This is a genomic window from Enterococcus sp. UD-01 (genome assembly GCF_044909655.1).
Lineage (GTDB): Bacteria > Bacillota > Bacilli > Lactobacillales > Enterococcaceae > Enterococcus_L.
In genome coordinates this window covers 41,959-66,391 of record NZ_JBIYEU010000005.1, presented here as the reverse complement: position 1 = coordinate 66,391, position 24,433 = coordinate 41,959, and the positions used below count along the sequence as shown (strand labels likewise).

Below are 24,433 nucleotides of genomic sequence, written 5' to 3'. Positions count from 1 at the left end.
CTTGTCTTGATTTAAGTTTATCACTCTGGCTAAAAAAAAACAATCTGCTATAAATAATTTTTTTTAGCATAAAAACAGCATCTCTAAACGATAAAGCTGCTGTTTTCTCTATTGATTTAAAACTTCCAATAATAAACGGTGACATGCTCACCTTTTTTCAACTCGCTGTTGGCAGGCTGATCAATCAGACAATTCGTTGCTAAGGTATTCTGAAAAACAGAAGAACGATGACAGGCTGAAACCAATGATACTTTTCCATCTGCTTCAAAAGCACGAATGAAACGACGAATCTTAGTCAAAGGCAAATCAGCAGCTAAACGAACCTGCCGCTGTTGGAGACTCAGCTCTGGACAATTCATAAAGTGCGCCAGCAAGGCCCAGTAAAACACGTGAAGATTAACCACGGCTGCAAAAGGATTACCGGATAAGCTTAAGATAACTCGATCTTGGTATAAGCTGGCCATCACCGGCGTTCCCGGCTTCATATTTACAAAGTGAAATAGCTGTTCACCCTTTAAATTCTGAATAGCGGCCGGTACATCATCCTTAGCCCCCACAGATACACCACCAGTCGTGATTAAAAGGTCTACCTGTGAAATTCCTGCTTGAATTGCTTGTGACAAGGCAGTTACATCATCAGAGCAATGTTTAGCAAAAACTACTTCACTGCCACTCCCTTTAAGAAAAGCGGCAATCGTATACAAGTTACTGTTGTAAATTTTCCCTTCAGATAAGTCTTCTTCTAAAGCAACTAGCTCACTTCCAGTTGCTAAAAGACCAACCTTCATTGGCGCAAAAACACGAATTTCTTTCAGCCCTTGGCTGGCCAAAACCCCAATCATACGGCTATTTATCCGCTGATGCTTATGAATGATTTTCTGCTGAAACTGAATATCCTCGCCAATTTCACCATAGTTTGCTCCTTTGACCACTGATCGGTAAATCTTTACTTCTGTTTTGCCGCCATCTGTCCATTCTTGCTTAATCACCGCATCAAAGCCAGCAGGAATTGGCGCGCCAGTCATAATTTTAACTGCCGAACCTTTAGCTGCTCGGCCTTTTTTCGGAGAATCACCGGCATAAATGGTTTCAGTAACCGGCAAAATAAGCGGCTGTTCCCCACTAGCTCCTTGTGTTTCACAAGCTCTCACTGCATAGCCATCCATTCCTGCCCGTGGAAAAGTGGGAACTGCCACTCTCGCCAAGATATCCTCCGCACAAATTCGTCCTAATCCATCTAAAAGAGCAACAACCTCTGTTCTTTTTTGTTGCGGTAATACCTGACAAATTTTTTCTACTGCAGCTTCCACTTCGAGCATCGCTTTTCATCTCCTTTTTCCGTCTGATCAACAGGTAGCACATCAATGACCCTTGTCATTAGTTTGCTTGTTCAACCGGCTCAATCGTCACCGCACAAACCTTGTATTCTGGAATAATCGCTATATCGTCAAATTCCGCATTGGTTAATTCATTAACATTCCCGTCTGGAAAATGGAATGTCATAAACACTTCCTGCGGAAATACTCGATTACCAACCGCTGCATAGGTTTCAATCGTTCCTCTGCGGGAGCTGACTTTCACTTTATCGCCTTCATTAATTCCTAGACGAGCCGCATCTACTGCATTTATTTCAATATAGGAACGATTCACAATTTGATTAATCCCTTCCGTCCGTCCGGTCATTGCACGCGTATTATAATGATACAGCATGCGTCCGGTAGACATTAAGTATGGATATTCCTCGTCCGGCAGCTCACGTGCTTTTTTATAAGGGATTGCCATAAATAAGCCTTTGCCCCGAGCAAATTCGCCCACGTGCATAATGGCTGTTCCCGGATCCTCTAAGCTGCGACAAGGCCATTGCAGCCCACCATTTTCCAAGCGTTCAAAATTAATCCCCGCAAATGAAGGTGTAACCGCCGCAATTTCATCCATAATTTCCTTTGCCGAATTATAATGACAAGGATAGCCTAAACGCGTCATCACATCACAGAAAATTGCATAGTCTTCTCGCGCCTGTCCTTTTGGCTCCACCGCTTTGCGGATACGCTGAACTCTTCGTTCCGTATTAGTGAAGGTGCCGTCTTTTTCTGCATAGCTAATTCCCGGTAAAACAACATCCGCATACGCAGCAGTTTCCGTCATAAATAATTCCTGTACCACTAAGAAATCCAGATTTTCCAAGGCTTTACGAACGTGATTAGTATCCGGATCAGTGACAATCGGATCTTCTCCAAAAATATACAAACCTTTAATCGTTCCCTTAATCGCTGCTGGCAGAACTTGAGTTGAGGTTAAGCCCGTCTTTTTATTTAATTCAACATTCCAAGCTTTTTCAAACTTCGCCATTACCTCTGGATTATTCACCTTTTGATACCCAGGGAAATCGTATGGCATACAGCCCATATCACAAGCTCCCTGCACATTGTTTTGTCCACGAAGCGGATTGACACCACAGCCTGGCTTGCCCAGTTTGCCAACTAGCATTGCTAGGTTTGACATACTCATTACGCCTTCCGTTCCAGTCGAGTGCTCCGTTACACCTAGACAATAAATGATCGGCGCCTTTTCCGCCTGTGCATAAAGTCTGGCCGCTTGAACCAAGTCGTCAGGATGAATATGACAAATTTCAGCTACCTTTTCCGGTGTATATTCTGCTACCAGCTGTTCCAAAGCTTCAAAGCCTTCCGTTCGTTTTTCGATAAAGTCACGGTCAGCTAAGCCTTCTTTCAAAATAACATGCATCATACCGTTGGCAAAAGCGACGTTAGTTCCTGCTTGTAGCTGGAGATGCAGTTCACAGTTTTTCACTAAATCGATTTTCCGCGGATCGACTACAATAACCTTCGTGCCCCGCTGCATCGCTTGACGAATTTGCGAGCCAATGACCGGATGGGCTTCTTCCGGATTTGAGCCGACTAATAAAATAACGTCGACATCTGTTGTAATGTCTGCGATCGGATTCGTCATAGCACCAGAGCCTAAGGTATGAGCCAAGCCGTGTACTGAAGCCGAGTGACAGACCCGCGCACAGTTATCCACATTGTTAGTACCAAAGGCCGCCCGCATCATTTTCTGGAAGACGAAATTATCTTCATTCGTTGAACGCGAGCAGGAGAAGCCTGCAAGTGAATCTGCCCCATAATCTGCTTTCAGTTGACTAAATTTATCCGCTACTAACGTAAGGGCTTCTTCCCAGCTGGCTGGTTCAAAGACACCATTGCGTTTAATTAAGGGCTCCGTTAAACGATCACCCGACCCGACAAATTTATAAGAAGCAAATTTACCTTTCACGCATAACAAGTTTTTATTTGCTTCACCGTTTAATGGTTCCACGCCAACCAGTTTATTGCCTTTAACGACTAAATTCATTTGACAGCCAGTACCGCAATGCGGGCAGGTAGTCGGAATTTTTTTCGTTTCCCATTCACGATAGCTCTTATGCTCCTTAGCCACCAATGCGCCGGTTGGACATACAGAAACACAATTTCCGCAGGATTCGCATAGTGATTGATCAAAGGAAGCTTCATAGCTTGGCGTCATCTTGGTATCAAAGCCGCGTTTTGCAATACTGATAATGTCCCGACCCTGACGCAACTGACAAACCCGTGAACAACGACGACACATAATACATTTTTCTGGATCATAGTCAAAGAATGGACTAGTCGTATCCTCTTGATGACAAGGCATCCGTTTTCCATCTGTAAAAGTGGTATTGTCAACGCCGTATTCCATACTATAATCCTGCAGCTTGCAGTCGCCGTTTTTCCCACAGGAGAAGCACTCCATTTTGTGATTGCTCAATAATAAATCCAAGACAAAGCGGCGTGAATCCTTCACTCGTTCGGAGCTAGTATAAACCACCATATTTTCTTGACAATGTGCCGTGCAGGCAGTGGTTAAGCCGCCTTTTCGTCCACCTTCGATTTCAACAGTACACATTCTACAGGAGCCGTCCGGTGCTAATTCTTTCAAATGACACAAGGTAGGAATTTCAATACCGAGCTGCTCTGCGGCTTCCAGTATCGTTGTCCCTTTTGGCACCGAGACCGCTTGTCCATCAATGGATAAGGTAACTGTTTGTGTCTTTACTTTTGTTTGTGTCTCCATTTTACCAAAGCCCTCCTTTGACTGGAATCGCTGCTTCACGAATACCGGCTGCGAACTCTTCAGGGAAGTGAGTTAAACCACTGCGCATGGGATTTGCTACTGATTGTCCTAAGCCGCAAGCCGAAAGATTCGTTACATGGGTCAGCATTTTTTCAAAGCGTTCAAGATCGCCAACCGCCGCTGTTTGATGATTAAATTTTGTCAATTGCTCTAGAATGCGAGTCGTTCCTAAGCGACATGGTGTGCATTTTCCGCAAGATTCATGTGCAAAGAAAGCCGCCACCTGCACCAGATAATCGACGATACTGACGCTGTCATCCATAACTACAATCGCACCGGAGCCAATTGATAAATCCTTAGCCCAGAGTCCTTCATAGGAATATACGCAATCCTCTAAATCTGAAACAGCCCCAATCGGACCGGATTGTCCACCAAAATGAATGAATTTCAACGGACGACCAGTAGCCGAGCCGCCACCGTATTCCTCCGAATAAAGAATTTCTGACAAAGGTGTGCCCAGATTCACTTCGTAAAGACCGCGATTTTTAATATGACCAGATAAACAGATCAGCTTCGTACCGCCGCCATCCTCTGTGCCTAAGTCCCGGTATGCTTGTCCGCCAGCACGTAAAATAACTGGAATGCCAGCAAAGGACTCGACATTATTGACCAAGGTAGGCTTCAGATACAAACCGACATCGGCTAAGTGCGGTGGTTTCACTCGCGGACGACCGGTTTTCCCTTCAATTGAGTTGAGCAAAGCGGAATTCTCTCCACAAACATAAGCCCCGGCTCCTGAAATGATGGTTATCTTGTAATCAAAGCCTTCAATTCCCAAAATATTTTTACCTAAAAAACCGGCTTGTTCAGCATTATCCAATGCTTTTTGAAAGGTTTCCTGAATCTTGCGATACTCGCCCCGCATGTAGATGTATCCGGCTGTTGCAGAAAACAAATACCCGGCAATGACCATGCCTTCAATTACACTAAGCGGATCATGCGCCAATAAAGCCTTATCTTTAAAGGTTCCCGGCTCGCCTTCATCGGCATTACAGACAATATATTTTGTGTCTCCTTTCGCACCATATAAATGTCGCCACTTTCGTCCTAACGGAAAAGCAGCACCGCCCCGACCACGTAAATGAGCCACATCCAGTTCATCCAAAATCGCTTCTTTATCCATTTGAATTGCTTTCATTAAACCGCTAAATCCTTCAAGTTGCTGATATTCTGCGACATTGGTGGCATCCAACATTTTCCCCATTCGAGCCAGTAAGACTGGCTGGTTTCGTTTTATCATCCTTTGTCCTCCTATAGTTCCTGATAGCGGTTGTTCTGGAGATCTACAATCAGCTGTTCAATCTTCGCCTCCGTCAAATGTCCGAAAACAGTATCCTTGATCTTAATCACTGGACCTTGGTCGCAAGCACCAATACAAGGAATACTGTGATACATAAATAAACCATCCGGTGTTGGCTGATCCGCCGGTACCTCTAAGATTGTTTCCAAAATCTCAGCCACTCTTTCTCCGCCAGAATAGTGACAAGGCGTACTATTGCAGATCTTTAAGACATATTTGGCCTGCGGCTCCGTTTTTAAAATGGCATAAAAGCTTAAAATTTCATATACTCTGGCCTCTGTTAAATGCAGATGCTTCGCAACCAGCTTGGCGGTTTCTTCGTCAATATAGCCTTCTTCTGATTGATACTGTAAGGCAAGCAACATATTTAAAATACGCTGCGGATCAGCCTCATTAGCTAAAATAAACGCTTCCTTTTCTGCTAAACTTAATGAACCCATGCATTCACTCTCCTATCTTTTGATCCAACGATCAGCTTATCGACTCCCTGCTGAAGGCAAAAGGTTTCCGGTAATTCCGGTGTTTTTAAAATCAAATCTGCCTGATCAATCACTTTTGCTGCTGTTTTTTTCATTCCTTTTTGATTGTCCATCATGATAAAATAAGCTGGCTCAACCACTTCTCTTAACGAATTCGATTCACAAACAATGAGCGCATCTTGCGGCACTAATGCTAAAAATGCTTGAAAACCAGTAAATAAATGTTCTTGAAATGCTTTTAGTAAATAGACTTTTTGACAGCCTGCCCGTAAAAGCTGCATTGTATCCTTATCGCCGCGCCGATTTTTTTCTTCAATCAGCTCATAGCCCTGATCAATGCTCGTACAAATCCCACAACCGACAGCTCCCCGCTGACAAGCACCGCGAGCGCCACTGATGGTAATAATCTTTAAGCCGTAAATCGTAAATTCTTGGCTGTATTTGGTAATTAAAGCCTTGGCAATGGTCGTTTTTCCGCTGTTGCGCCCCGTTGAACCAATTTGAATCAAACTGGCAACAATCTCATTTTTCATAAACGCCTGCCCCGCTCAGCTCAACTTCTTTAGGCTTGGGTTTGGTTGTCACAAACATCAAGGGAACTGCTAGAAATAGACTGCCGCCAACCGCATTCCCAAGAAAAACAAACAACACGTTTTCTAAGTAATCCAGCCATTGAATTTGACTACTGTGACTGAAAATCGCTGCTGGAATAATGAAGGCGTTGGCTACAACGTGCTGAAAGCCGCAGACAACAAAAACCATCACAGGAAACCATAAGCCAAAAATTTTACCTAAATAGCTTTTGCCCATCGCACCTAGATAAACAGCGAGACAAACAAAAATATTACAGCCGATGCCTGAAACAAATGCCACCATAGGGGAATCAGCAATTTTTCCTTGTGCTACAGATAATGTCTTTTCTAAAAAAGCTCCCTCTGTCAATCCGACAACATGCCCAAAAAGATAGGCCACTAGAATTCCGCCCAGACAATTTGTCACTAAGACAATCAGCCAGTTGAATAAAAGTGCGTTAAGGCGAATTTTCTGTTGCATTACACCTAGGGTCATAACCATCATATTGCCAGTTGCCAGCTCTCCACCAACAAAAGTAAGCGCTACCAATCCAATTGGAAACAAACAACCACCCAGAAAGGTTGACAGACTGCCCCAGTTTTGCGGCAGAGTTCCGGTAATTCTAATAAATGATAAATAGCCTAATGCAATAAAAAAACCCGCCATGATTCCTAAAATGCTCACCCGCAACAGAGAAAGTCTACTCTTTTCCTCTGCTTTATCTCCCAATGCTGTAACGACTTCCTGACTACTATAAAAATCCATCTTGCCGCTCCTTTCTCGAACCTGTTTGACTACTGCCAAAAAACCAATTCCTCAGGAGTATTCACATTGTTTAATCCATATGAATCCTTCAAGGGTATTTTCTTTACCGAAAATTGCGCAAATTCTTTACGAATGCGCCAATCATCTGTAGCCAGCTGTTTTAAAAAGATCGGCAAACACGACCGATGATAAAAAGCAAACAACGGCTCCAAACGCGACTCTTGCTGACAAATAACCACCTCGTGCGTGTAAATATACAGCGCCATTTCTTCAATTAAAGGCACACTAAACTGGGGAATATCACAAGCCATTAAAAATAAATGACTGGTTTCAAGCTGCTCCAGTGCCGTAACCAAGCCGCCCAACGGACCTTTTTCAGAATAATGATCTTCGATAATTGCTGCTTGCTGAAAGGTTGGTGGAAACTTTTGACGATCATTTGTCACTAAAAGAACTTTCGGAAAAAGCTGTTCTAATTGCTGTACCATTTTTAATAAAACATATTCTCCGTTCACTTGAAGTAAAGCTTTATCAAATCCCATGCGTAAACTTTTCCCTCCGCATAGAATTACAGCACTGCAATCTGATAATTGCTTAATTCTTGTCACCTCCTCGATGAACTAATGAAGCACTGACAAAAATACTCTACTCGATAAAAATTAATTAGAACTAAAAAATAATTTTTAGCTCCAACTTTTATTCTATTATAAAACATCCATCCAACATGTCAATTACTATTTTGTTATTTCTTACAATTAAATTCAATTCTTTAGTGCAATATGAACAATTAATGTAGCACTTTGACTATCTTTCAAATAGAAAAACGTGAAACAAAAGTAGCTTCTGCTTCACGTTTTTTATTTCCGATTTAGTTGTTGCTTTCATTGTCCAATAAACGATTTTGCCCTTCTATTGTTTGAATTTCGGTAATATCTTGGGTGACTTCCAAACAGCCAAGATATTCGTTCGCTTCGTTTTTTAAAGCAAAATAGCGAATGTAGATCTTCCGTCCCCGCATATCAATCCAAAAATCGGCCTGCTCTCTAACATTCGTCCGAAAATCATCCAATATTTGTTGTACGATATGCATACTTTTTGGCGGATGACAGTTGACTACTTCACGGCCGATGACAGAGGTTGTTCTTGGAAAAACACGTGATTTTCCTTCTGAAAAGAAACGGACGCGGTCATTTTTATCAACGAAGGTCAAATCAACCGGCAATACCTGAAACAACGCTGTTAATTCTGCCAACTGCAAGGTTCCTGTAGGTAAAACGACGGTTGCTTCGGATTGTGCCTTTTGCCAATCGAAGTATTCTTCGTTTGCGTTTTGCTCTGCTGTTTCTACATCAATACTGCCGGCAATTGCTGCCGTATTTTCCTGCGCCTGCTTAATAGCCGCTAAACGTTGTGGCTCTCGCTCTTCCTCACTCTTTCTAGCACTGGCGCTGGCTTTCCAAGGTAAAGGTTCCGGGATAAAGGCATAGCCGATATCTTTGCTGTCGTGAGCTATTTTTTCCCAATCATCCAGAGTGAAGGTATCCAACGTCATCGGCGTCATAATTTCTTCTTCTTTGAAAATCATTTCTTCGATTTCTTTTTGAACGGTCTCTAATTTTTCTCTTAACGGATTAATAGCTGCTTTTTCACTGCTTAAGTAGCTAATCACTTCTTTAATCGCTGAACGAATACTATCATCCACACCCCACATTACTTTAGGCGGTGCAGAAATACCATATTTTTCCATATAAGAGAAAATCAAGGTTTCTTTGCGCTGATAATGAATGTCAATGGTTAACAGCTCTTCTAAAGCTTTCAGTAAGCGCTCACGGTAGCTCCAATCACCTGCCGCCATTTTTTCAAAAACCCACATGATCTCATCATCTAAAAGAGATTGAATGATCTTGTTTTCCAGCTTTAAGGTATGAATAGGATGACCAGGCTGCTCATGCTCATAATTCGAACGATGAATCTCATTAATTGCTCCTTTAAAGACCGCAGCATGGACATTGCAGAGTCTTTGAATTTCACTAGGATCTAACCCGCTTGCCAACAGTGCTTTTTCTGCGGCTGTAATTTCTGTGACATCGACCCCTTCAAAGGACTCATTAAACAGCCGCTTGGCTTCTTCAAAAGAACCTCCTTCATGCAACAAGGAAAGAATCTCAACAATTTTTTTCTGACGCTCTACTGTATTCATAGCCAGTCTCCTTTCAAAACAAACCCCTTTTCAGTAAAAGCTTGTTCAATAGTATTTATAGGAATTTTCTTTAATTTTGCACCCTTGGCAAGTGTCATGTAACGTCCGGCTGTATTCAGCATTCCAGGCTCAATAATACTCTTGAAGCCCAAATCATACATGATCTTCTTTGTTTCTGGGAAAGTAGTGACCATTTGATACACAGATTGGTTCACATTAATTTCTTGCATAAAACCATACCTCCATCCATTGAGAATGATTCTCAACAAAGTTATTATACGCTTTTTGTGATTGTTTGCACGATATTTTAGAGAATTTTCATTTTTTATTTTGTTATTAGGGAAGACCCTTAGAAAAGAAAAAATTTTAACCTAGAGAATTTACCAACGAAATAAGGTATACTAGTAGATAACAAAAGGAGGTTATTCAATGAAGTATACAATGACAGAGAATACGGTATTTCCGTTGGTAGAAGTTTTTTTAGCCGCCGATGAGTATATTCAATTAGAAAGCGGTGCGATGGTTTATCACAATGGAGAAATCAAATTAGAAGGTAAAATGAACAGTAATGGTAAAGCCGGTATCGGTGGAGCTCTTCGTGCGCTAGGTCGTTCGATCACAAGTGGTGAAAGCTTCTTTATTACAAAAGCGATTGGTTTAAGCGATTCAGCTAAAGTTGCTCTAGCACCGCCCACACCGGGAACAATTAAAGAATTACAGGTTGGTCAGCAGCATTGGCGTTTAAATACAGGTGCTTTTTTAGCCTGTGATGAAGCTGTTTCTTATAATATGAAACGCCAAAAATTAAGCGGTGCTATCTTTGGCGGAACCGGCGGATTATTTGTTATGGAAACGGCTGGCACAGGTTCATTATTGATAAACAGTTACGGCGATATCATCGAAATTCACTTAGATGGCTCAAAACCTTTTGTAGTGGATAATCAACATGTAGTGGCATGGTCAGAATCCTTAGATTACAATATCAAAGTGGCTTCCGGTATCTTTGGCTTTACAACAGGTGAAGGTGTTGTCAACGAGTTTCACGGTAAAGGTACAATTATGATTCAAACAAGAAATATTCAAGGCTTGGCAGATTTAGTCAGCCCTTTTATCAGTACCGGATCAAGTAATTAATAAAACATAAAAAAGCAGAAACATCTTTGAAGCGATGTTTCTGCTTTTTTGTGACTTTTTCATTTTGAAACAAAGAGTGATTCTCAACACCTTGTTGAGGACACCAACTAGATGGACTCTCCATTACTCACTCCAGAATAGAGTGAGACAAAATAATCAACGTATCACACCAAGAAATAGCTATTTCAATCCACTCACTCCAGAATAGAGTGAGACATAATGATTTTTTGTCGATTGTATCGTCAGTTACTAATTTCAATCCACTCACTCCAGAATAGAGTGAGACCCTAACAGAAAAGGCGTCTCACGTCCTAAGCAGAATTTCAATCCACTCACTCCAGAATAGAGTGAGACCCCACAAATCAACGTTCGTGATTCTGATTAAAGATTTCAATCCACTCACTCCAGAATAGAGTGAGACTAAAACAAGTCACTCAAGATTTAAATTACAGCGAATTTCAATCCACTCACTCCAGAATAGAGTGAGACACTAACTATCCGCTTAGCCATGTGATTGGTAATACAATTTCAATCCACTCACTCCAGAATAGAGTGAGACGTGTAGCTGAAAATCCTAATCTTGGGATATCTGAATTTCAATCCACTCACTCCAGAATAGAGTGAGACCTGCGGAAACGACTAGTCAAAACGTGTCATCACAAATTTCAATCCACTCACTCCAGAATAGAGTGAGACTTCAGTTCCGGCTAGTTGTAACGCTTTAAGTTCTTTATTTCAATCCACTCACTCCAGAATAGAGTGAGACTATCAGGGAGCAACTGGAGTGGCGTTTCGTCTACTCATTTCAATCCACTCACTCCAGAATAGAGTGAGACTACCTATAGGCAAGCAATGGGGTTGGTCGCACAAATTATTTCAATCCACTCACTCCAGAATAGAGTGAGACGTACATCCAGATAAATTTATCACAGAATTTATCAAAATTTCAATCCACTCACTCCAGAATAGAGTGAGACGTTATGTGGCTTTTCTTGATGATGAGTGTTTAGGCATTTCAATCCACTCACTCCAGAATAGAGTGAGACCGTGAAAAACGAGTTAATTTCCATCTTTTCCTCTGTCTTCCACTAACTTATTTCTTTAATATTAAATTATAATGAGAAAACGTACGATTTATTATACATTTTTAAGCAAAAAGTGGTGCGAATCCCTCAGACTTTTTATGGGCACTTAAGGTTCGCACCAAAAAAATCGCGCTTTTGTCGCTTTACTTGCGCAGAATTTTTTCCATTTTTTTACCTTTTGCCAGCTCATCAATTAATTTGTCTAGATAACGAATCTTTTGCATGAGAGCATCTTCAATCTCTTCTACCCGATATCCGCATATTACGCCTTTAATCAAAGATGCATTTGGATTAAGCTGCGGTGCTTCTGCAAAAAATGTTTCAAAATCCACCTGTTCATCAAGTTGACGCTGCAGCCCCGCTTGATCATAGCCAGTTAACCAAAAAATAATTTCATCCACTTCTGATTTTGTCCGGTTTTTCTTTTCGGCCTTTTTAATATATAGCGGGTAAACACTACTAAATGCCATTGCAAAAATTTTTGGTTTACTCATAACCGATATCCTCTCAATCAATTGTTTTTGTTTGCTTTAAATTGTCAATAATTGTTACTAGCTGCACAGCAGTCTTTTTTTCTATCTCTGTAAGAACCAAAACCAATTTTACCAGATTTTCTTCTTTTTCTTGCTTCAGCCTTTCATCAAGTGACAACCTTTTAACGGGAACCTTTTTCTCAATCACTTTATTTTCTCGTTTATTTCTATTCGTCAAACTAAGATATAAAAGAATAACTATTATTACGGTATTTACTAAATAAATCATAACAAAATACCTCCAATAACTATAGTATACTGAATAATTCAAAAAATGGAAACTTACAATTAAATCAGGCAGCAGAATATTTCTACTATTTCTATTAAAAAATTTATCGTTTATTTACAAAAAAACTGCAAACAAAAGTTGTTTACAGTTTCTAATTAATTATAATATTATATACTTTATAATTACGTAGCTAATAACTTAATCCAAACCAATGGCCTAAGCAATTCTCATGCCAATTACCATTTGATCATTGAATCATCAAATAAATAGCCGCGCGACCGAACCGTCTTAATACTTTCAGGATAACTTTGATTGTATTTTACAAATTTATTTCGAATATGCGAAATAATATTGGCAATCTGTGCTTTATATTCAGTAACTTCACCAATCCATACTTGTTCGGCTATTTGTTCATATGTACAAACCGCTTTTTTATTTTGGAACAACAAGTCCATTACTTTGTATTCAATTCTAGTAAGCTCAATTTCATTTTGATTAAAGACAACACTACAATTTTGTGAATTCAGTTTTATTTCTTTGACTTCTTCTACTAAAGCTTCTTCTACTAAATGGACTTGATTATTTTTAATTGATAATAAAATTTCTTCTGGTAAATAATCATGACCAAAAATTCCCATAGCGCCCATTTGTAAATAAATAATGCGTTCTTCGCGATTTTTATCATCCCCAACAATCCAAACTGGTAGCTTAACCCCTACTGCTTTCAGCATCCACTCACAAACGTCTCTAATACCGATTTTTTCATCTTTGAAAATGAGTACTCCCTCAATTTCTTCCAATTGTTTTGGTGAAAGCATATTGCAAAATTCGAATGAAAAATGATAATTTGATCTACTTTTATCTTCTAAAGTGTTTAACGTGTCCAAATCGCTACTAACTACTCCTAATTTCATCGAATAACCCCCTCATTATTGATTTATTTATATTCTTAATTTAAAGAAACATATTACTATATTTTTTTTCGTAATTCTTTTACAATTACGAAATACTGCTTCAAATTGCTTGTATTACATAGTCTAAATAACGATTTCTACCATTTTTTTGACGGCTATTTTATATTTGAAAACAGATCGTCCAATTTTGAAATAGCAATTCGTCTGGTTTCCATTAATGAGTTTGCATAAGTATCTAACGTCATTTTTATTGACTGATGGCCCAAAATTTTACTTAAGCTAGCAATATCAACATTTTTCTCCAAGCATCTTGTTGCAAAAGTATGCCTTAATAAATGAAAATTAATATGGTCCAGCTCTGATTCTTCTAAGTTCTTTTTCAAGCGATTCGTGATCGTCCTTGGCTCAGTTACACCGTTTTCGTTCTCGATGACATATTCTGAAGTTGAATTTTGCTTTTTTTCCAGTAAATAATCACGTAAATTTCTAGCAAGCGGAATCTTTCTGATTGAACAGCTCGTTTTCGGTGGTCCTTCAATTAATTTTGTTTTTTTTATTGCCGAATTTTCATCAATGATTCTTGAAATTGTACGTTTCACATAAATTAGATCAGATTCAAAATCAATATCCTCCCATTTTAATCCACTGATTTCGCCAATTCTCATTCCAGAATATAAGCTTAAAATTACTGGAGAACAGGTGCTTTCTTGTATAGCAACTCTTTCCAATTTTTGCTGTTGTTCCCTCGTCAGCACTTCTATTTCTTTTCTTTCCAGCTTCGGGAGAATGGCGTATGCACACAGATTTTCTGAAACATAACCGTATCTTTTGGCTGATTTCATGCACATATTAACAATATTGAAGATATTCTTTATAGAACCTGCGGATAATCCTTTGTCCTGTAAGTCATAAACAAAATTCTGCAAATCCTTAATTTGAATTTTACTTACAATTCGTTCCCCCAGAATTGGAATAATATGCTTATCTATCAGTCTAGAATAGGCAGAATAAGTTGTTATTTTTACATTATTTCGAACCTCCGTTGACATCCAATATTGAATCCAATCTTGAAAAGTACCACTGTAAGGTTGTATTCTTTTCGAATTTCCTTCAAAATGTTTTGCTTTAATCATAACCAACTTGTCTTTTACTTCTGAGTATTTCTTTCCATAGACAGAACCATAGATAATTTTTCCAGAACCATTTCTAGATTTAATATACCGTCCTTCCCATCGTCCATCTTTACGTTTATAAATATTCTCTCCTTTATTTGTCATTCAAACACATCCTTTTAATCAAAGTAATTACGATATTTTGACGGCTAATAATTTCAACTCGGATAAAAAACAATAAAAATTCTTATATTTTTTTACTTTTCCAAATAATTTTGATAAAAAAATGAATTGACTCTTGTTTATCCAATTGATATTATTACTTTGTGAGATAAAAATCCTACTCATATCGGTTACATAATTGTAAAAGAATTACGAATTTAGAGGTCAGAATAAGATTCTGACCTCTTTTAGATTACCCCAATAAAAAAATGAAAAATCCAATTTTATGCATATAAAATGAGATTTGATGTAATTTTTTCAAACAAATATTGAAAAAAAGTTGTATACTAGTATAAAATAAAATAATAAATAGAAAAAACTACTGATAACAAAACCAATAATAAAAAAAATAATAGTTATGCTCTAAGCATATTTTTAAGGATGATGTCCCTTGCACAGCATAGGTCTTGTATTTTTATCACAAATTACTTATTCTCTTATATTATTATGGGGAATACAATATCATATTTTCTTACATAAAAGACAGACAATACTATTGTCACTATTCGTACTTAGTACTTACTTTATAAAAGTTTTTTCCATATTCGAATTTAAATATATAATTCTCATATTTTTCTTGCTTTTCCAAGCTTGGTTGGTTTATAGAAATTATCGCAATTTTCTAATTGCTCTTTTATCGCTAATAACCTCTTATACCTTGCTATTAGTAGTTTCTTTCTGTACCTTTGATCTGCCGAGAATTATTCTTAATATGAAATTACAAATGAATAATTTGTTTTTTTATCTATTTATGTTTCTTGGTTGTGCCATATTAATTGCAATCTGTTGGATTATTCACTATCTAGCAGATAAATTTGAAATAGTTACTGCTTTCGCTACCATTGAAAAAAATAATATTCTGCTGTCGACTATTATTTTTATTCTCTATTATTTGATGATTGTGATCCACCAAGAGCTGATGTATCCTGCTCATACCACTTCATTTTTATTTAGTTTACTTTATTTAATTTTAAACAGTCTTTTGTTTTGTTATACTATTTATCGAACTGTCCTTTCTTACAATAGAGAAAAAGAATGTCAGCAGCTTAATAGAACTTTAGAAGCTATTAAAGCCCAATACGAAACGACTCAGGAATTTCGTCATGATTATAAGGATATTTTGCGAAGTATCTCCGGATATTTGGAAAGTGATGAAATAGAAGCTTCTAAACAATATGTAGCTAAGATTATTGATTACTCTTCCCCAGTTTTAGTGTCAGAATATTATTCGCAGCTCGAAAGAATCCATATTTTACCCATCCAATCTGTTCTTGCCTCTTTCGGCGAAGAAATGGCGCAAAAAGATATTCCTTTTAGTTTATTGGTTAAAAGTAAGATTATTCAATTGGATATTAATTTGATCGATTTTGTCCGTTGCTTATCGATCCTATTAACGAACGCTAAAGAAGAGTTATTAAAACAAGAGCAGGGGCAATTACAGGTAACGATCTCAAGTGAAAAAAATAAAGTCACCTTTATTGTCCGAAATACGTTAATTAATACTGTTCCGCTAGCATCACTTGCTCAAAATGGTTACACTACTAAAGCGGATCATCAAGGCAAAGGCTTATACATCATTAAAAAGATCGTAAAAAGGTATAAGAATCTTGATTTTACCATACAAGCTTCTAAAAGCCTTTACACTGCCACACTTACAATAGAAAATACGAATATTTGAATTAGATAATTGACTGAAGGTGATGTTTTGAAAAGTGTGATTGATGTATACATAATTGAAGATAATCTCTCTCATATGAAAGAAATCCAAATAACGATTGATGATTTTTCAAAAAAAAGTGTACTACTGAACTTTATGCCCTATCCAATTTTAAATTATATTGAATTATATGAGAACCTCGCAGATTTTTCTTTTAAATCAGGAAGTTTATTCATTATAGACATTCATTTGCGCACCTATTTTACTGGATTTGATTTAGCACGTGAGCTGAGAAAGCTAGACAAAAATGTTAAGCTGGTTTTTCTTACCAGTGACCCTACATTAAGCATTGAAGCAATAAATTCTCATATCGATCTGTTTGCTTATTTAGTAAAACCTGTAGAATCTGATCAGTTCTTTAAAGCTGAGCTGCAAGAAACGTTAAAAAAAGTAGAAATAGAATCAAACCTTATTTTAGATAAAGGCAGCTCATTGATTGTGAAAATAGGAACAGAAAACTATCCGATCAACATTTCTGATATCGTCTATATCACTTCGATCAAAGATTGGCGCGGAAAGGTCGTTTTAAAGACGTTGTATTCTGAAGATATTTGTAATGGAAAGCTTTCTGATTTTAAAGCCCATTTAAACCCCGACATTTTCTTTCTAAAGGCTAAATCAGTGATTCTTAATCTAAACTACATAAAATCCTACAATCGTATAGAAGGCATCGTAGTGTTCAATAACGGCGATGAGCTATTTGTAGGAACAAGTATTGTTGAAAAATTAAACAAGTTCATAAAAAAAAGAGCGGTCAAAATCTGATCGTTCTTTTTTTGCACAAAAATAGGCGGGACAAAACTAAAAAAACAGTTTTGTCCCGCCCACTACTTACGAATAAACGGTGGCCCAAAGTCAGGTTCTTCGGCAATTTCATAAAAGACGATCAATATCAAAAACATATTGGTCATCTTTTACTCCAATTGCTCGAACCTAAACGACTTTTGGCTCAACCTTGTGTCAGAGTATAAGGAGAATGAATCACTAATTCACTGTCCCTTTGAACGTTTTATAATTGAATTATTTATTTTTTAAGTTGTAGAAAGATTTCAACCCTTTGTATTCAGCAACTTCGCCTAATTGGTCTTCGATACGTAATAATTGGTTGTATTTTGCAATACGGTCAGTACGTGATAGAGAACCAGTTTTGATTTGGCCAGCGTTTGTTGCAACAGCGATATCAGAGATTGTTGAATCTTCTGTTTCGCCTGAACGGTGAGATACAACTGCAGTGTAGCCAGCTTCTTTCGCCATTTCGATTGCTTCAAATGTTTCTGTCAAAGTACCGATTTGGTTAACTTTGATTAGGATTGAGTTAGCGATACCTTTTTCGATACCTTCAGCTAATTTTTGAGTGTTTGTTACGAATAAATCGTCACCAACTAATTGAACTTTGTCGCCTAATACTTCAGTTAATTTTTTGAATCCGTCCCAGTCGTTTTCGTCTAAGCCGTCTTCGATTGAAATGATTGGGTATTTAGAAACTAATTCTTCGTAGAACGCGATCATTTCTTCAGTTGTTTTTTCGCCTTCGCCTGAATCAGCTAAAACGTAAACGCCTTTTTCTTTATCGTAGAATTCTGAAGAAGCAGCATCCATAGCAAGAACAACGTCTTTACCAGGTACATAGCCAGCTTTTTCGATTGCTTCGATAATTACTTCAAAGCCTTCTTCGTTAGAACCCAAGTTAGGAGCGAAACCACCTTCGTCACCTACTGAAGTTGCCAAGCCGCGTGATTTTAAGATTGCAGCTAAAGCGTGGAATACTTCCGCACCCATACGTAAAGCTTCTTTGAATGTAGGCGCACCTACAGGCATAATCATGAATTCTTGGAAGTCAATGCTGTTGTCCGCATGTGATCCGCCATTGATGATGTTCATCATTGGAGTTGGTAATACTTTAGTATTGAATCCGCCTAGGTAGTGGTATAAAGGTACTTCTAGGTAATCAGCAGCAGCACGAGCTACAGCGATTGAAACACCAAGAATAGCGTTTGCGCCTAATTTACCTTTGTTAGGAGTTCCATCTAATTCGATCATTGCTTTGTCGATCGCCATTTGGTCACGAACATCATAGCCGATGATTGCTTCTGCAATGATATTGTTTACGTTGTCAACAGCTTTAGTTACGCCTTTTCCGCCATAACGAGCTTTGTCGCCGTCACGTAATTCAACGGCTTCGTATTCACCAGTTGAAGCACCTGAAGGAACCATCCCACGGCCGAAAGCACCGCTTTCTGTGTATACTTCTACTTCGATTGTTGGGTTACCGCGTGAGTCTAAGATCTCGCGAGCGTAAACATCAGTAATAATTGACATGTTTTGTCTCTCCTTTGAGTTTGTTTTTATACTAAGGGGATTCGATTTCCCTTAATTATGATTGTAGTGAATTAACGAAAATGTTGCAAACATTTTTTTGCAGATTTCATCGTTTATTCATGGATTTGTTCCAATAATGCGTATCTTTACTTAAGAAGGCTTATTTTACTGCTTCTAAAAGAGCTAAGAAAGAGTCAGCTTCTAAGCTGGCACCGCCGACTAATGCGCCGTCAACGTTTTCTTTTGCCATATATTCAGCAATATTTTCCGGTTTTACAGAGCCGCCGTATTGGATACGAACTGCTTCTGATACTTCTTTACCGTATAATTTTTCAACGGTTGAACGAACAACGCCGCAGATTTCATCTGCAATGTTAGCGTCAGCTGATTTACCAGTACCGATTGCCCAGATTGGTTCATAAGCAATCACCATTGAAGCAACTTGCTCGTTCGTTAAACCAACTAAACCATTAGTGATTTGACCTTCGATCCATTCTGCTGTTTTACCAGCTTCATAAGTTTCTAAAGTTTCGCCGCAGCAGAAGATTGGCGTCATGTTGTTGGCAAAAATAGCTTTGGCTTTTTTGTTAATGTCTTCGTCTGTTTCATGGAAATATTCACGACGTTCAGAGTGACCGATAATCACGTATTGAACACCTAGATCAGCGATTGCAGCTGGTGAGTTTTCACCAGTGAACGCGCCTGAATTTTCCCAGTAGCAGTTTTGAGCGGCTAATTGAACTTGAGAGTCTTTTAGGCTCCAAGCTAAAGGCGCTAGAAATAATGCTGGAGATCCAATCACTGAATCAACGACATCATTTGATGGAACAGCATTTTTTACTGCTTCAGCAAAGCTTTGTGCTTCTGCTAAAGTTTTGTTCATTTTCCAGTTACCAGCGATAATTGGTTTACGCATGAAAAAAACACTTCCTTATCTTTTTTAGGATGAATGGGTGAAACGCTCTGTAAAAAGCCCCTCTTCGCTTATTGATCACACCTATCGGAATTCCTTTTTTTGAAGCCCGACAGGTTCGATCCAATAATACAAAATTATATGCTTTTTATTTATCATTAATGGCAGCTAGACCAGGTAATTCTTTACCTTCTAGTAATTCTAAGCTAGCACCGCCACCTGTTGAGATGTGGGTAAATTTATCGGCAAAGCCTAACTGGATTGCTGCTGCAGCTGAATCGCCGCCGCCGATGATAGTTGTTGCACCTTCAAGGTTAGCAATTGCTTCACAGACACCGATTGTTCCTTTGGCGAAGTTGCTCATTTCAAACACGCCCATTGGTCCGTTCCAAACAACTGTTTTTGCACCTTCTAATTCTTTAGCGAATAAAGCAATTGTGTCAGGACCGATGTCTAATCCCATTTGTCCGTCAGGAACATCGCCTGTATGGATTTCTGTTGGTACGTCATTTGAAAATTCAGCTGCGGTTACAGAATCAATTGGTAAGACCAATTTGTCGCCTGCTTTTTCAATTAATTCTTTTGCTAATGCCACTTTATCTTCTTCAACTAAAGATTTACCAATATTCATGCCTTTTGCTTTATAGAATGTATACGTCATACCGCCGCCGATCAGAATTTTATCTGCTTTAGCGATTAGGTTTTCGATAACGCCAATTTTGTCAGAAACTTTTGCGCCACCTAAGATTGCCACGAAAGGACGTTTTGGTGCAGTGACTGCTTCACCGACAAATTTGATTTCTTTTTCCATTAAGAAGCCGGCTACAGTTGGGATACCAGTTGAAGCGATCCCTACATTAGAAGCATGCGCGCGGTGAGCTGTACCGAAAGCATCGTTTACAAAAACATCGCCTAAAGAAGCCCAGTATTTACCTAATTCAGCATCATTGCCGCTTTCTTTTTTGCCGTCAATATCTTCAAAACGAGTGTTTTCAAAGACTAAAACGTCGCCGTCTTTCATGTTATTAACAGCTGTTTCTAATTCAGTACCACGAGTTTCAGAAACAAAAGTCACTGGTTTGCCCAATAATTCGCCTAAACGTTCTGCTACTGGTTTTAATGATTTGCCTTCTTTATCCGCTTCTGTTTTCACACGTCCTAGGTGAGAAAATAGAATTGCTTTACCGCCATTGTCAATTACGTATTTAATTGTTGGCAAGGCAGCGACAATACGGTTATCGTTTGTGATAACGCCATTTTTCAAAGGCACGTTGAAATCAACACGGACAAGCACTTTTTTATCTTTTAAATCGATATCTTTGATTGTCTTTTTAGCCATTGTGGAGTACTCCTATCTAAATAAAGTTTTTTAGGTATCTTTTTAACATAATAAAAGCGGAGAAGCGCGTTGCTTCCCCGCTTATTATTTCACAACTGTTCAGATTTCACTAATGATAAGAACTTCTTATAGGTTAGCGAAGTATTCTAAAGTACGAACTAATTGTGCAGTATAAGACATTTCGTTGTCATACCAAGCAACAGTTTTCACTAATTGTTTGCCGCCAACAGTCATTACTTTTGTTTGAGTTGCATCAAATAATGAACCGAAAGTCATACCTACGATATCAGAAGAAACGATTTCGTCTGTGTTGTAGCCGTATGATTCATTTGCAGCTTTTTCCATTACTGCATTGATTTCGTCAACAGTTACTTCTTTTTCTAATACAGTTACTAATTCAGTTAATGAACCAGTTGCAACTGGAACACGTTGAGCAGCACCGTCTAATTTACCGTTTAATTCTGGAATTACTAAGCCGATTGCTTTAGCAGCACCAGTTGTGTTAGGAACGATGTTTGCAGCTGCAGCGCGTGCACGACGGAAGTCACCTTTAGGGTGTGGTCCATCAAGAGTCATTTGGTCACCAGTGTAAGCGTGAATTGTTGTCATAAGTCCTTCAACAACACCAAAGTTGTCTTGTAAAGCTTTAGCCATAGGAGCTAAACAGTTAGTAGTACATGAAGCACCTGAGATAACTGTTTCTTTACCAGTTAAGATATCATGGTTTGTGTTGTAAACGATTGTTGGTACATCGTTTCCGCCTGGTGCAGAGATAACAACACGTTTAGCACCAGCTTTTAAGTGTAATTCTGCTTTTTCTTTTGAAGTGAAGAAACCAGTACATTCAAGAACGATATCTACACCTAGTTCGCCCCAAGGTAATTCTTCTGGGTTACGGTTAGCAAGAACTTTTACTTCTTTACCGTTAACGTTGAAAGAACCTTCGTGAACTTCAACTGTTCCGTTGAAACGTCCTTGAGTTGTGTCATATTTTAACAAGTGAGCCAACATTTTAGCGTCTGTTAAGTCGTTGATTGCTACTACTTCGATTCCTGCTACATCTTGGATACGACGGAATGCTAAGCGTCCGATACGTCCAAATCCATTAATACCTACTTTAACTGTCATTAAAGATTTCCTCCTTATGAAAATCAAAAATTTTTTTATTTTAAAGGGTCGCCCCTTTTAAAATCTCGTTTGCTGCAGCTTCATCAGTGATGAGCCACGTTTGTTTTGGTGCGTTTTTCATGTATGCGTGAATAGCTTTGGCTTTTGTCTTTCCGCCGGCAATTGCGACAACATTGGGAATTTTTTGGACATCTTTTAATTGAAGTCCAATCCGCGGGATCTTATAGACGACTTCTCCTTCTTCATCAAAAAAATAGCCGAAAGATTCTGCTACTGCATTGTTTTGCTTCAGCATGACCATTTCTTCATCTGACATCTTGCGGCGCGCCGCCATGTGCAGAGCTCTGCCGATACTATGAACCACACAGTTGCTTTGTTCAATTAATGTCAGCACCTCTTGAATCGAAGGTTCCTGTAATAAAGATTTATATGTTTCAGAGCTTAATTGCTCCGGGACATACAAGGCTCTATGATGTCCGCCAGTATTACTGGCCATTACTGCACTAACAGAATTAGCCTGAACCGACATTGCTTCGCCGATACCACCTCTTGCAGGAACGAATAAGTTATGACGCTTTTCCGTTTCCAATGTTCCTAAGTGTTCAGCAGTGACTGCCATCGTCGTTCCGCCCATAACAGCGATAATATTATTGCCTTCCGGTAAAAGCAAGTCCAGTGATTCAGTTAAAACATCGCCAAATTCATAAAGAACTTTTTCCTGAATATCACTATTTCCGGCAACAACAATACAACGATGTATTCCAAAGTATTGACTGATTTCTTTTTCGATTTGGTGCATACCAAGTAATTGATTCATCATTGATTCTAATCCTTGATAGGCCTCCAAGCCTTTTTCAGTCAATGTCATTCCGCTTTTAGAAGTTTTAATCAGCTGTTGTTGCTTCAAGAAATCCGTCTCGGTCCTCAAGACACGTTCTGTGATTCCCATACTGTCTGATAAACTTCTACGTCCAATAGGCTGCATCCAGTATATATTACGAAGAATATGAAACCTTTCCTGCATTACATCTAGCAAGTCTGGAGCAACAGCTTCAATCATTTTTAATTCATCTAGCATGATGCGCTCCTTTGTTGGTCTAAATATGTCCAAGTAAGACTAAAAACGACCTATGAACTTTAAAAAAATAAAATTGAGTTCAGCTTTTACCTTGTTAAATTCTTTCAACAGTCTTAAAAGTGTCCTTCAATCTTACAAACATAGTTTAACAGTTTTCATTATTCTTTTCAAGAAAAAGCGATTATTTTTTTGAAACTCTCATCTGACTGAGTAAAACGTATGAATCCCAATGATCTCAGGTTCTTTTTCGCAAAAAAATAAACAGCGCAACCTTGAACAGTCGCGCTGTTTTCACTTTTTAAACGGCTATTTTTATATGAAAATTTACAGCTCTTCTTCATAAAAGCGTCCGAGGATTTTCACATTATCAGAAATACTGACAAAGGCAGAAGGATCTGCTTCTTTCATTGCCGCTTCCAAAGCCGGCAATTCAAACCGTGTTACAACAGTCAACAACAACGTTTGCTTATCGTGCCGATACGCTCCCTCTGCTTCATGAATAATCGTGATTCCTCTGCGCATCTTATTTTGAATGCCATCAATCACGGCATCTGGATTTTTTGTAATAATCATTACCTGCATTTTCTTTTGCTTCGTGTAGACCGCATCTGTTACTTTTCCGCTGACAAAAATGGACAAGGCACTATAAAACATATACTGCCAGCCAAACAAATAGCCCGCCACAAAAATAATCAAACCGTTAAAATACATGGAAATAGAGCCAACCGAACGCCCTGTTTTCTTACGAATCGTAATACTAAAGATATCCAAGCCACCTGAAGACAGCCCGTTTTTCAGCGCAAAGCCAATGCCGGAGCCCATCACAGCCCCACCGAAGATCGCGCAAATAATCGGATCATTTGATAAAACCGTTTGAGGCACAATTTGCATAAAAATCGAGGTTAAGGTTACCGTTAAAAATGTAAAAACGGTAAATTTCTTACCGATTTTAAGCCACGCAACAAAAAACAATGGCACATTCAGCAAATACAAGGTAATCGAAACCGGAATTTTAAAGCCCACCAGCTTTGTAGACAAGGTTGTCAGGATTTGCGCCAGCCCGGTAATTCCGCTGGAGTATATATTTCCCGGTTGATAAAAGAAATTCATCGCTACAGATGCTAAGATGGCATAAACAATAGATACTGAAAGTTTGGTCGTATAATCGCCGACAGGTAAACTTCCAAAGAATTTTTTCATATAAAAGCAGCCTCACTTCATCA

The 24,433-nt window shown here is 38.7% G+C and carries 22 protein-coding genes and 1 CRISPR repeat array; of the genes, 3 read left to right on the top strand and 19 right to left on the bottom strand.

The genetic code is table 11. The annotated features are described in order from the left end of the window. Positions 1 to 116: 116 nt before the first annotated feature. The 9 genes from glp to ABH902_RS06155 form a co-directional block, all read right to left on the bottom strand. Positions 117 to 1,319: a gephyrin-like molybdotransferase Glp gene (glp, locus tag ABH902_RS06195; protein WP_404589686.1), complete on the bottom strand. Its 1,203-nt coding sequence runs from the start codon at positions 1,317 to 1,319 to the stop codon at positions 117 to 119. Positions 1,320 to 1,377: 58 nt separating this feature from the next. Next, positions 1,378 to 4,110, bottom strand: coding sequence for a formate dehydrogenase subunit alpha (gene fdhF, locus ABH902_RS06190; protein ID WP_404589685.1), 2,733 nt, complete (start codon positions 4,108 to 4,110; stop codon positions 1,378 to 1,380). A gap of 1 nt (position 4,111) precedes the next feature. Then, positions 4,112 to 5,410 (bottom strand): NADH-quinone oxidoreductase subunit F, encoded by a 1,299-nt coding sequence (locus tag ABH902_RS06185; protein WP_404589684.1) that lies wholly within the window; start codon positions 5,408 to 5,410, stop codon positions 4,112 to 4,114. An 11-nt stretch (positions 5,411 to 5,421) separates the two neighbouring features. Then, on the bottom strand, positions 5,422 to 5,910 hold the full coding sequence (locus ABH902_RS06180) for an NAD(P)H-dependent oxidoreductase subunit E (protein ID WP_404589683.1): 489 nt from the start codon (positions 5,908 to 5,910) through the stop codon (positions 5,422 to 5,424). Then, positions 5,898 to 6,482: a hypothetical protein gene (locus ABH902_RS06175; protein WP_404589682.1), complete on the bottom strand. Its 585-nt coding sequence runs from the start codon at positions 6,480 to 6,482 to the stop codon at positions 5,898 to 5,900. The genes ABH902_RS06180 and ABH902_RS06175 overlap by 13 nt, the downstream gene beginning before the upstream one ends. Further along, positions 6,472 to 7,287, bottom strand: a complete 816-nt coding sequence (locus tag ABH902_RS06170; protein WP_404589681.1) for a formate/nitrite transporter family protein — start codon at positions 7,285 to 7,287, stop codon at positions 6,472 to 6,474. Before ABH902_RS06170 ends, ABH902_RS06175 begins: the two co-directional genes overlap by 11 nt. A gap of 29 nt (positions 7,288 to 7,316) precedes the next feature. Next, the gene (locus ABH902_RS06165; RefSeq protein ID WP_404589835.1) at positions 7,317 to 7,886 is read right to left on the bottom strand and encodes a molybdenum cofactor guanylyltransferase; all 570 of its coding nucleotides are present in this window, start codon (positions 7,884 to 7,886) and stop codon (positions 7,317 to 7,319) included. Between the two features lie 269 nt (positions 7,887 to 8,155). Continuing rightward, positions 8,156 to 9,487: a DUF438 domain-containing protein gene (locus ABH902_RS06160; protein ID WP_404589680.1), complete on the bottom strand. Its 1,332-nt coding sequence runs from the start codon at positions 9,485 to 9,487 to the stop codon at positions 8,156 to 8,158. Beyond that, positions 9,484 to 9,717: a DUF1858 domain-containing protein gene (locus ABH902_RS06155; RefSeq protein ID WP_404589679.1), complete on the bottom strand. Its 234-nt coding sequence runs from the start codon at positions 9,715 to 9,717 to the stop codon at positions 9,484 to 9,486. Before ABH902_RS06155 ends, ABH902_RS06160 begins: the two co-directional genes overlap by 4 nt. A gap of 199 nt (positions 9,718 to 9,916) precedes the next feature. Between ABH902_RS06155 and ABH902_RS06150 the strand changes: the two genes are divergently transcribed. Next, complete coding sequence (locus ABH902_RS06150; RefSeq protein WP_404589678.1) at positions 9,917 to 10,621, top strand: TIGR00266 family protein; 705 nt, start codon at positions 9,917 to 9,919, stop codon at positions 10,619 to 10,621. Between the two features lie 115 nt (positions 10,622 to 10,736). Then, positions 10,737 to 11,667: direct repeats of the CRISPR family, unit length 34 nt; unit sequence ATTTCAATCCACTCACTCCAGAATAGAGTGAGAC. Positions 11,668 to 11,849: 182 nt separating this feature from the next. Here the strand turns inward: ABH902_RS06150 and ABH902_RS06145 are convergent. From ABH902_RS06145 to ABH902_RS06130, 4 genes are all read right to left on the bottom strand, one after another. Then, the gene (locus tag ABH902_RS06145) at positions 11,850 to 12,200 is read right to left on the bottom strand and encodes a DUF2200 domain-containing protein (RefSeq protein ID WP_404589677.1); all 351 of its coding nucleotides are present in this window, start codon (positions 12,198 to 12,200) and stop codon (positions 11,850 to 11,852) included. 13 nt (positions 12,201 to 12,213) lie between these two features. Further along, on the bottom strand, positions 12,214 to 12,468 hold the full coding sequence (locus ABH902_RS06140; protein WP_404589676.1) for a hypothetical protein: 255 nt from the start codon (positions 12,466 to 12,468) through the stop codon (positions 12,214 to 12,216). 236 nt (positions 12,469 to 12,704) lie between these two features. Next, the gene (locus ABH902_RS06135) at positions 12,705 to 13,382 is read right to left on the bottom strand and encodes a winged helix-turn-helix domain-containing protein (protein ID WP_404589675.1); all 678 of its coding nucleotides are present in this window, start codon (positions 13,380 to 13,382) and stop codon (positions 12,705 to 12,707) included. Between the two features lie 155 nt (positions 13,383 to 13,537). Further along, on the bottom strand, positions 13,538 to 14,659 hold the full coding sequence (locus tag ABH902_RS06130; RefSeq protein WP_404589674.1) for a tyrosine-type recombinase/integrase: 1,122 nt from the start codon (positions 14,657 to 14,659) through the stop codon (positions 13,538 to 13,540). 769 nt (positions 14,660 to 15,428) lie between these two features. Between ABH902_RS06130 and ABH902_RS06125 the strand changes: the two genes are divergently transcribed. Further along, positions 15,429 to 16,394: a sensor histidine kinase gene (locus ABH902_RS06125; protein ID WP_404589673.1), complete on the top strand. Its 966-nt coding sequence runs from the start codon at positions 15,429 to 15,431 to the stop codon at positions 16,392 to 16,394. Between the two features lie 36 nt (positions 16,395 to 16,430). Continuing rightward, positions 16,431 to 17,198: a LytR/AlgR family response regulator transcription factor gene (locus tag ABH902_RS06120; RefSeq protein WP_404589834.1), complete on the top strand. Its 768-nt coding sequence runs from the start codon at positions 16,431 to 16,433 to the stop codon at positions 17,196 to 17,198. A 255-nt stretch (positions 17,199 to 17,453) separates the two neighbouring features. Here ABH902_RS06120 and eno read toward each other — a convergent pair whose 3' ends face one another. The 6 genes from eno to ABH902_RS06090 all read right to left on the bottom strand — a co-directional run bounded on the left by eno (position 17,454) and on the right by ABH902_RS06090 (position 24,410). Further along, a complete protein-coding gene (gene eno / locus ABH902_RS06115) occupies positions 17,454 to 18,752 on the bottom strand; it encodes a phosphopyruvate hydratase (RefSeq protein WP_404589672.1) in 1,299 nt (432 codons plus the stop codon). Positions 18,753 to 18,912: 160 nt separating this feature from the next. Next, entirely contained in the window at positions 18,913 to 19,668 is a 756-nt protein-coding gene (tpiA, locus tag ABH902_RS06110) for a triose-phosphate isomerase (RefSeq protein ID WP_404589671.1), read from the bottom strand. 145 nt (positions 19,669 to 19,813) lie between these two features. Continuing rightward, a complete protein-coding gene (locus ABH902_RS06105) occupies positions 19,814 to 21,004 on the bottom strand; it encodes a phosphoglycerate kinase (RefSeq protein ID WP_404589670.1) in 1,191 nt (396 codons plus the stop codon). Positions 21,005 to 21,130: 126 nt separating this feature from the next. Beyond that, positions 21,131 to 22,132, bottom strand: a complete 1,002-nt coding sequence (gene gap, locus ABH902_RS06100; RefSeq protein WP_404589669.1) for a type I glyceraldehyde-3-phosphate dehydrogenase — start codon at positions 22,130 to 22,132, stop codon at positions 21,131 to 21,133. A 40-nt stretch (positions 22,133 to 22,172) separates the two neighbouring features. After that, positions 22,173 to 23,210: a sugar-binding transcriptional regulator gene (locus tag ABH902_RS06095; RefSeq protein WP_404589668.1), complete on the bottom strand. Its 1,038-nt coding sequence runs from the start codon at positions 23,208 to 23,210 to the stop codon at positions 22,173 to 22,175. Positions 23,211 to 23,534: 324 nt separating this feature from the next. Next, the gene (locus ABH902_RS06090) at positions 23,535 to 24,410 is read right to left on the bottom strand and encodes a YitT family protein (RefSeq protein WP_404589667.1); all 876 of its coding nucleotides are present in this window, start codon (positions 24,408 to 24,410) and stop codon (positions 23,535 to 23,537) included. Between the last annotated feature and the right edge of the window lie 23 nt (positions 24,411 to 24,433).

Bases quoted from the DNA above. Each gene is read 5' to 3' on its own strand.
- ABH902_RS06185 (WP_404589684.1), bottom strand. From the start codon at position 5,410: ATGATAAAACGAAACCAGCCAGTCTTACTGGCTCGAATGGGGAAAATG.
- ABH902_RS06140 (WP_404589676.1), bottom strand. From the start codon at position 12,468: ATGATTTATTTAGTAAATACCGTAATAATAGTTATTCTTTTATATCTT.
- ABH902_RS06155 (WP_404589679.1), bottom strand. From the start codon at position 9,717: ATGCAAGAAATTAATGTGAACCAATCTGTGTATCAAATGGTCACTACT.
- ABH902_RS06135 (WP_404589675.1), bottom strand. From the start codon at position 13,382: ATGAAATTAGGAGTAGTTAGTAGCGATTTGGACACGTTAAACACTTTA.
- ABH902_RS06125 (WP_404589673.1), top strand. From the start codon at position 15,429: ATGAAATTACAAATGAATAATTTGTTTTTTTATCTATTTATGTTTCTT.
- eno (WP_404589672.1), bottom strand. From the start codon at position 18,752: ATGTCAATTATTACTGATGTTTACGCTCGCGAGATCTTAGACTCACGC.
- glp (WP_404589686.1), bottom strand. From the start codon at position 1,319: ATGCTCGAAGTGGAAGCTGCAGTAGAAAAAATTTGTCAGGTATTACCG.
- ABH902_RS06105 (WP_404589670.1), bottom strand. From the start codon at position 21,004: ATGGCTAAAAAGACAATCAAAGATATCGATTTAAAAGATAAAAAAGTG.
- ABH902_RS06130 (WP_404589674.1), bottom strand. From the start codon at position 14,659: ATGACAAATAAAGGAGAGAATATTTATAAACGTAAAGATGGACGATGG.
- gap (WP_404589669.1), bottom strand. From the start codon at position 22,132: ATGACAGTTAAAGTAGGTATTAATGGATTTGGACGTATCGGACGCTTA.
- ABH902_RS06150 (WP_404589678.1), top strand. From the start codon at position 9,917: ATGAAGTATACAATGACAGAGAATACGGTATTTCCGTTGGTAGAAGTT.
- ABH902_RS06090 (WP_404589667.1), bottom strand. From the start codon at position 24,410: ATGAAAAAATTCTTTGGAAGTTTACCTGTCGGCGATTATACGACCAAA.
- ABH902_RS06160 (WP_404589680.1), bottom strand. From the start codon at position 9,487: ATGAATACAGTAGAGCGTCAGAAAAAAATTGTTGAGATTCTTTCCTTG.
- ABH902_RS06095 (WP_404589668.1), bottom strand. From the start codon at position 23,210: ATGCTAGATGAATTAAAAATGATTGAAGCTGTTGCTCCAGACTTGCTA.
- fdhF (WP_404589685.1), bottom strand. From the start codon at position 4,110: ATGGAGACACAAACAAAAGTAAAGACACAAACAGTTACCTTATCCATT.
- ABH902_RS06175 (WP_404589682.1), bottom strand. From the start codon at position 6,482: ATGAAAAATGAGATTGTTGCCAGTTTGATTCAAATTGGTTCAACGGGG.
- ABH902_RS06180 (WP_404589683.1), bottom strand. From the start codon at position 5,910: ATGGGTTCATTAAGTTTAGCAGAAAAGGAAGCGTTTATTTTAGCTAAT.
- ABH902_RS06145 (WP_404589677.1), bottom strand. From the start codon at position 12,200: ATGAGTAAACCAAAAATTTTTGCAATGGCATTTAGTAGTGTTTACCCG.
- tpiA (WP_404589671.1), bottom strand. From the start codon at position 19,668: ATGCGTAAACCAATTATCGCTGGTAACTGGAAAATGAACAAAACTTTA.
- ABH902_RS06170 (WP_404589681.1), bottom strand. From the start codon at position 7,287: ATGGATTTTTATAGTAGTCAGGAAGTCGTTACAGCATTGGGAGATAAA.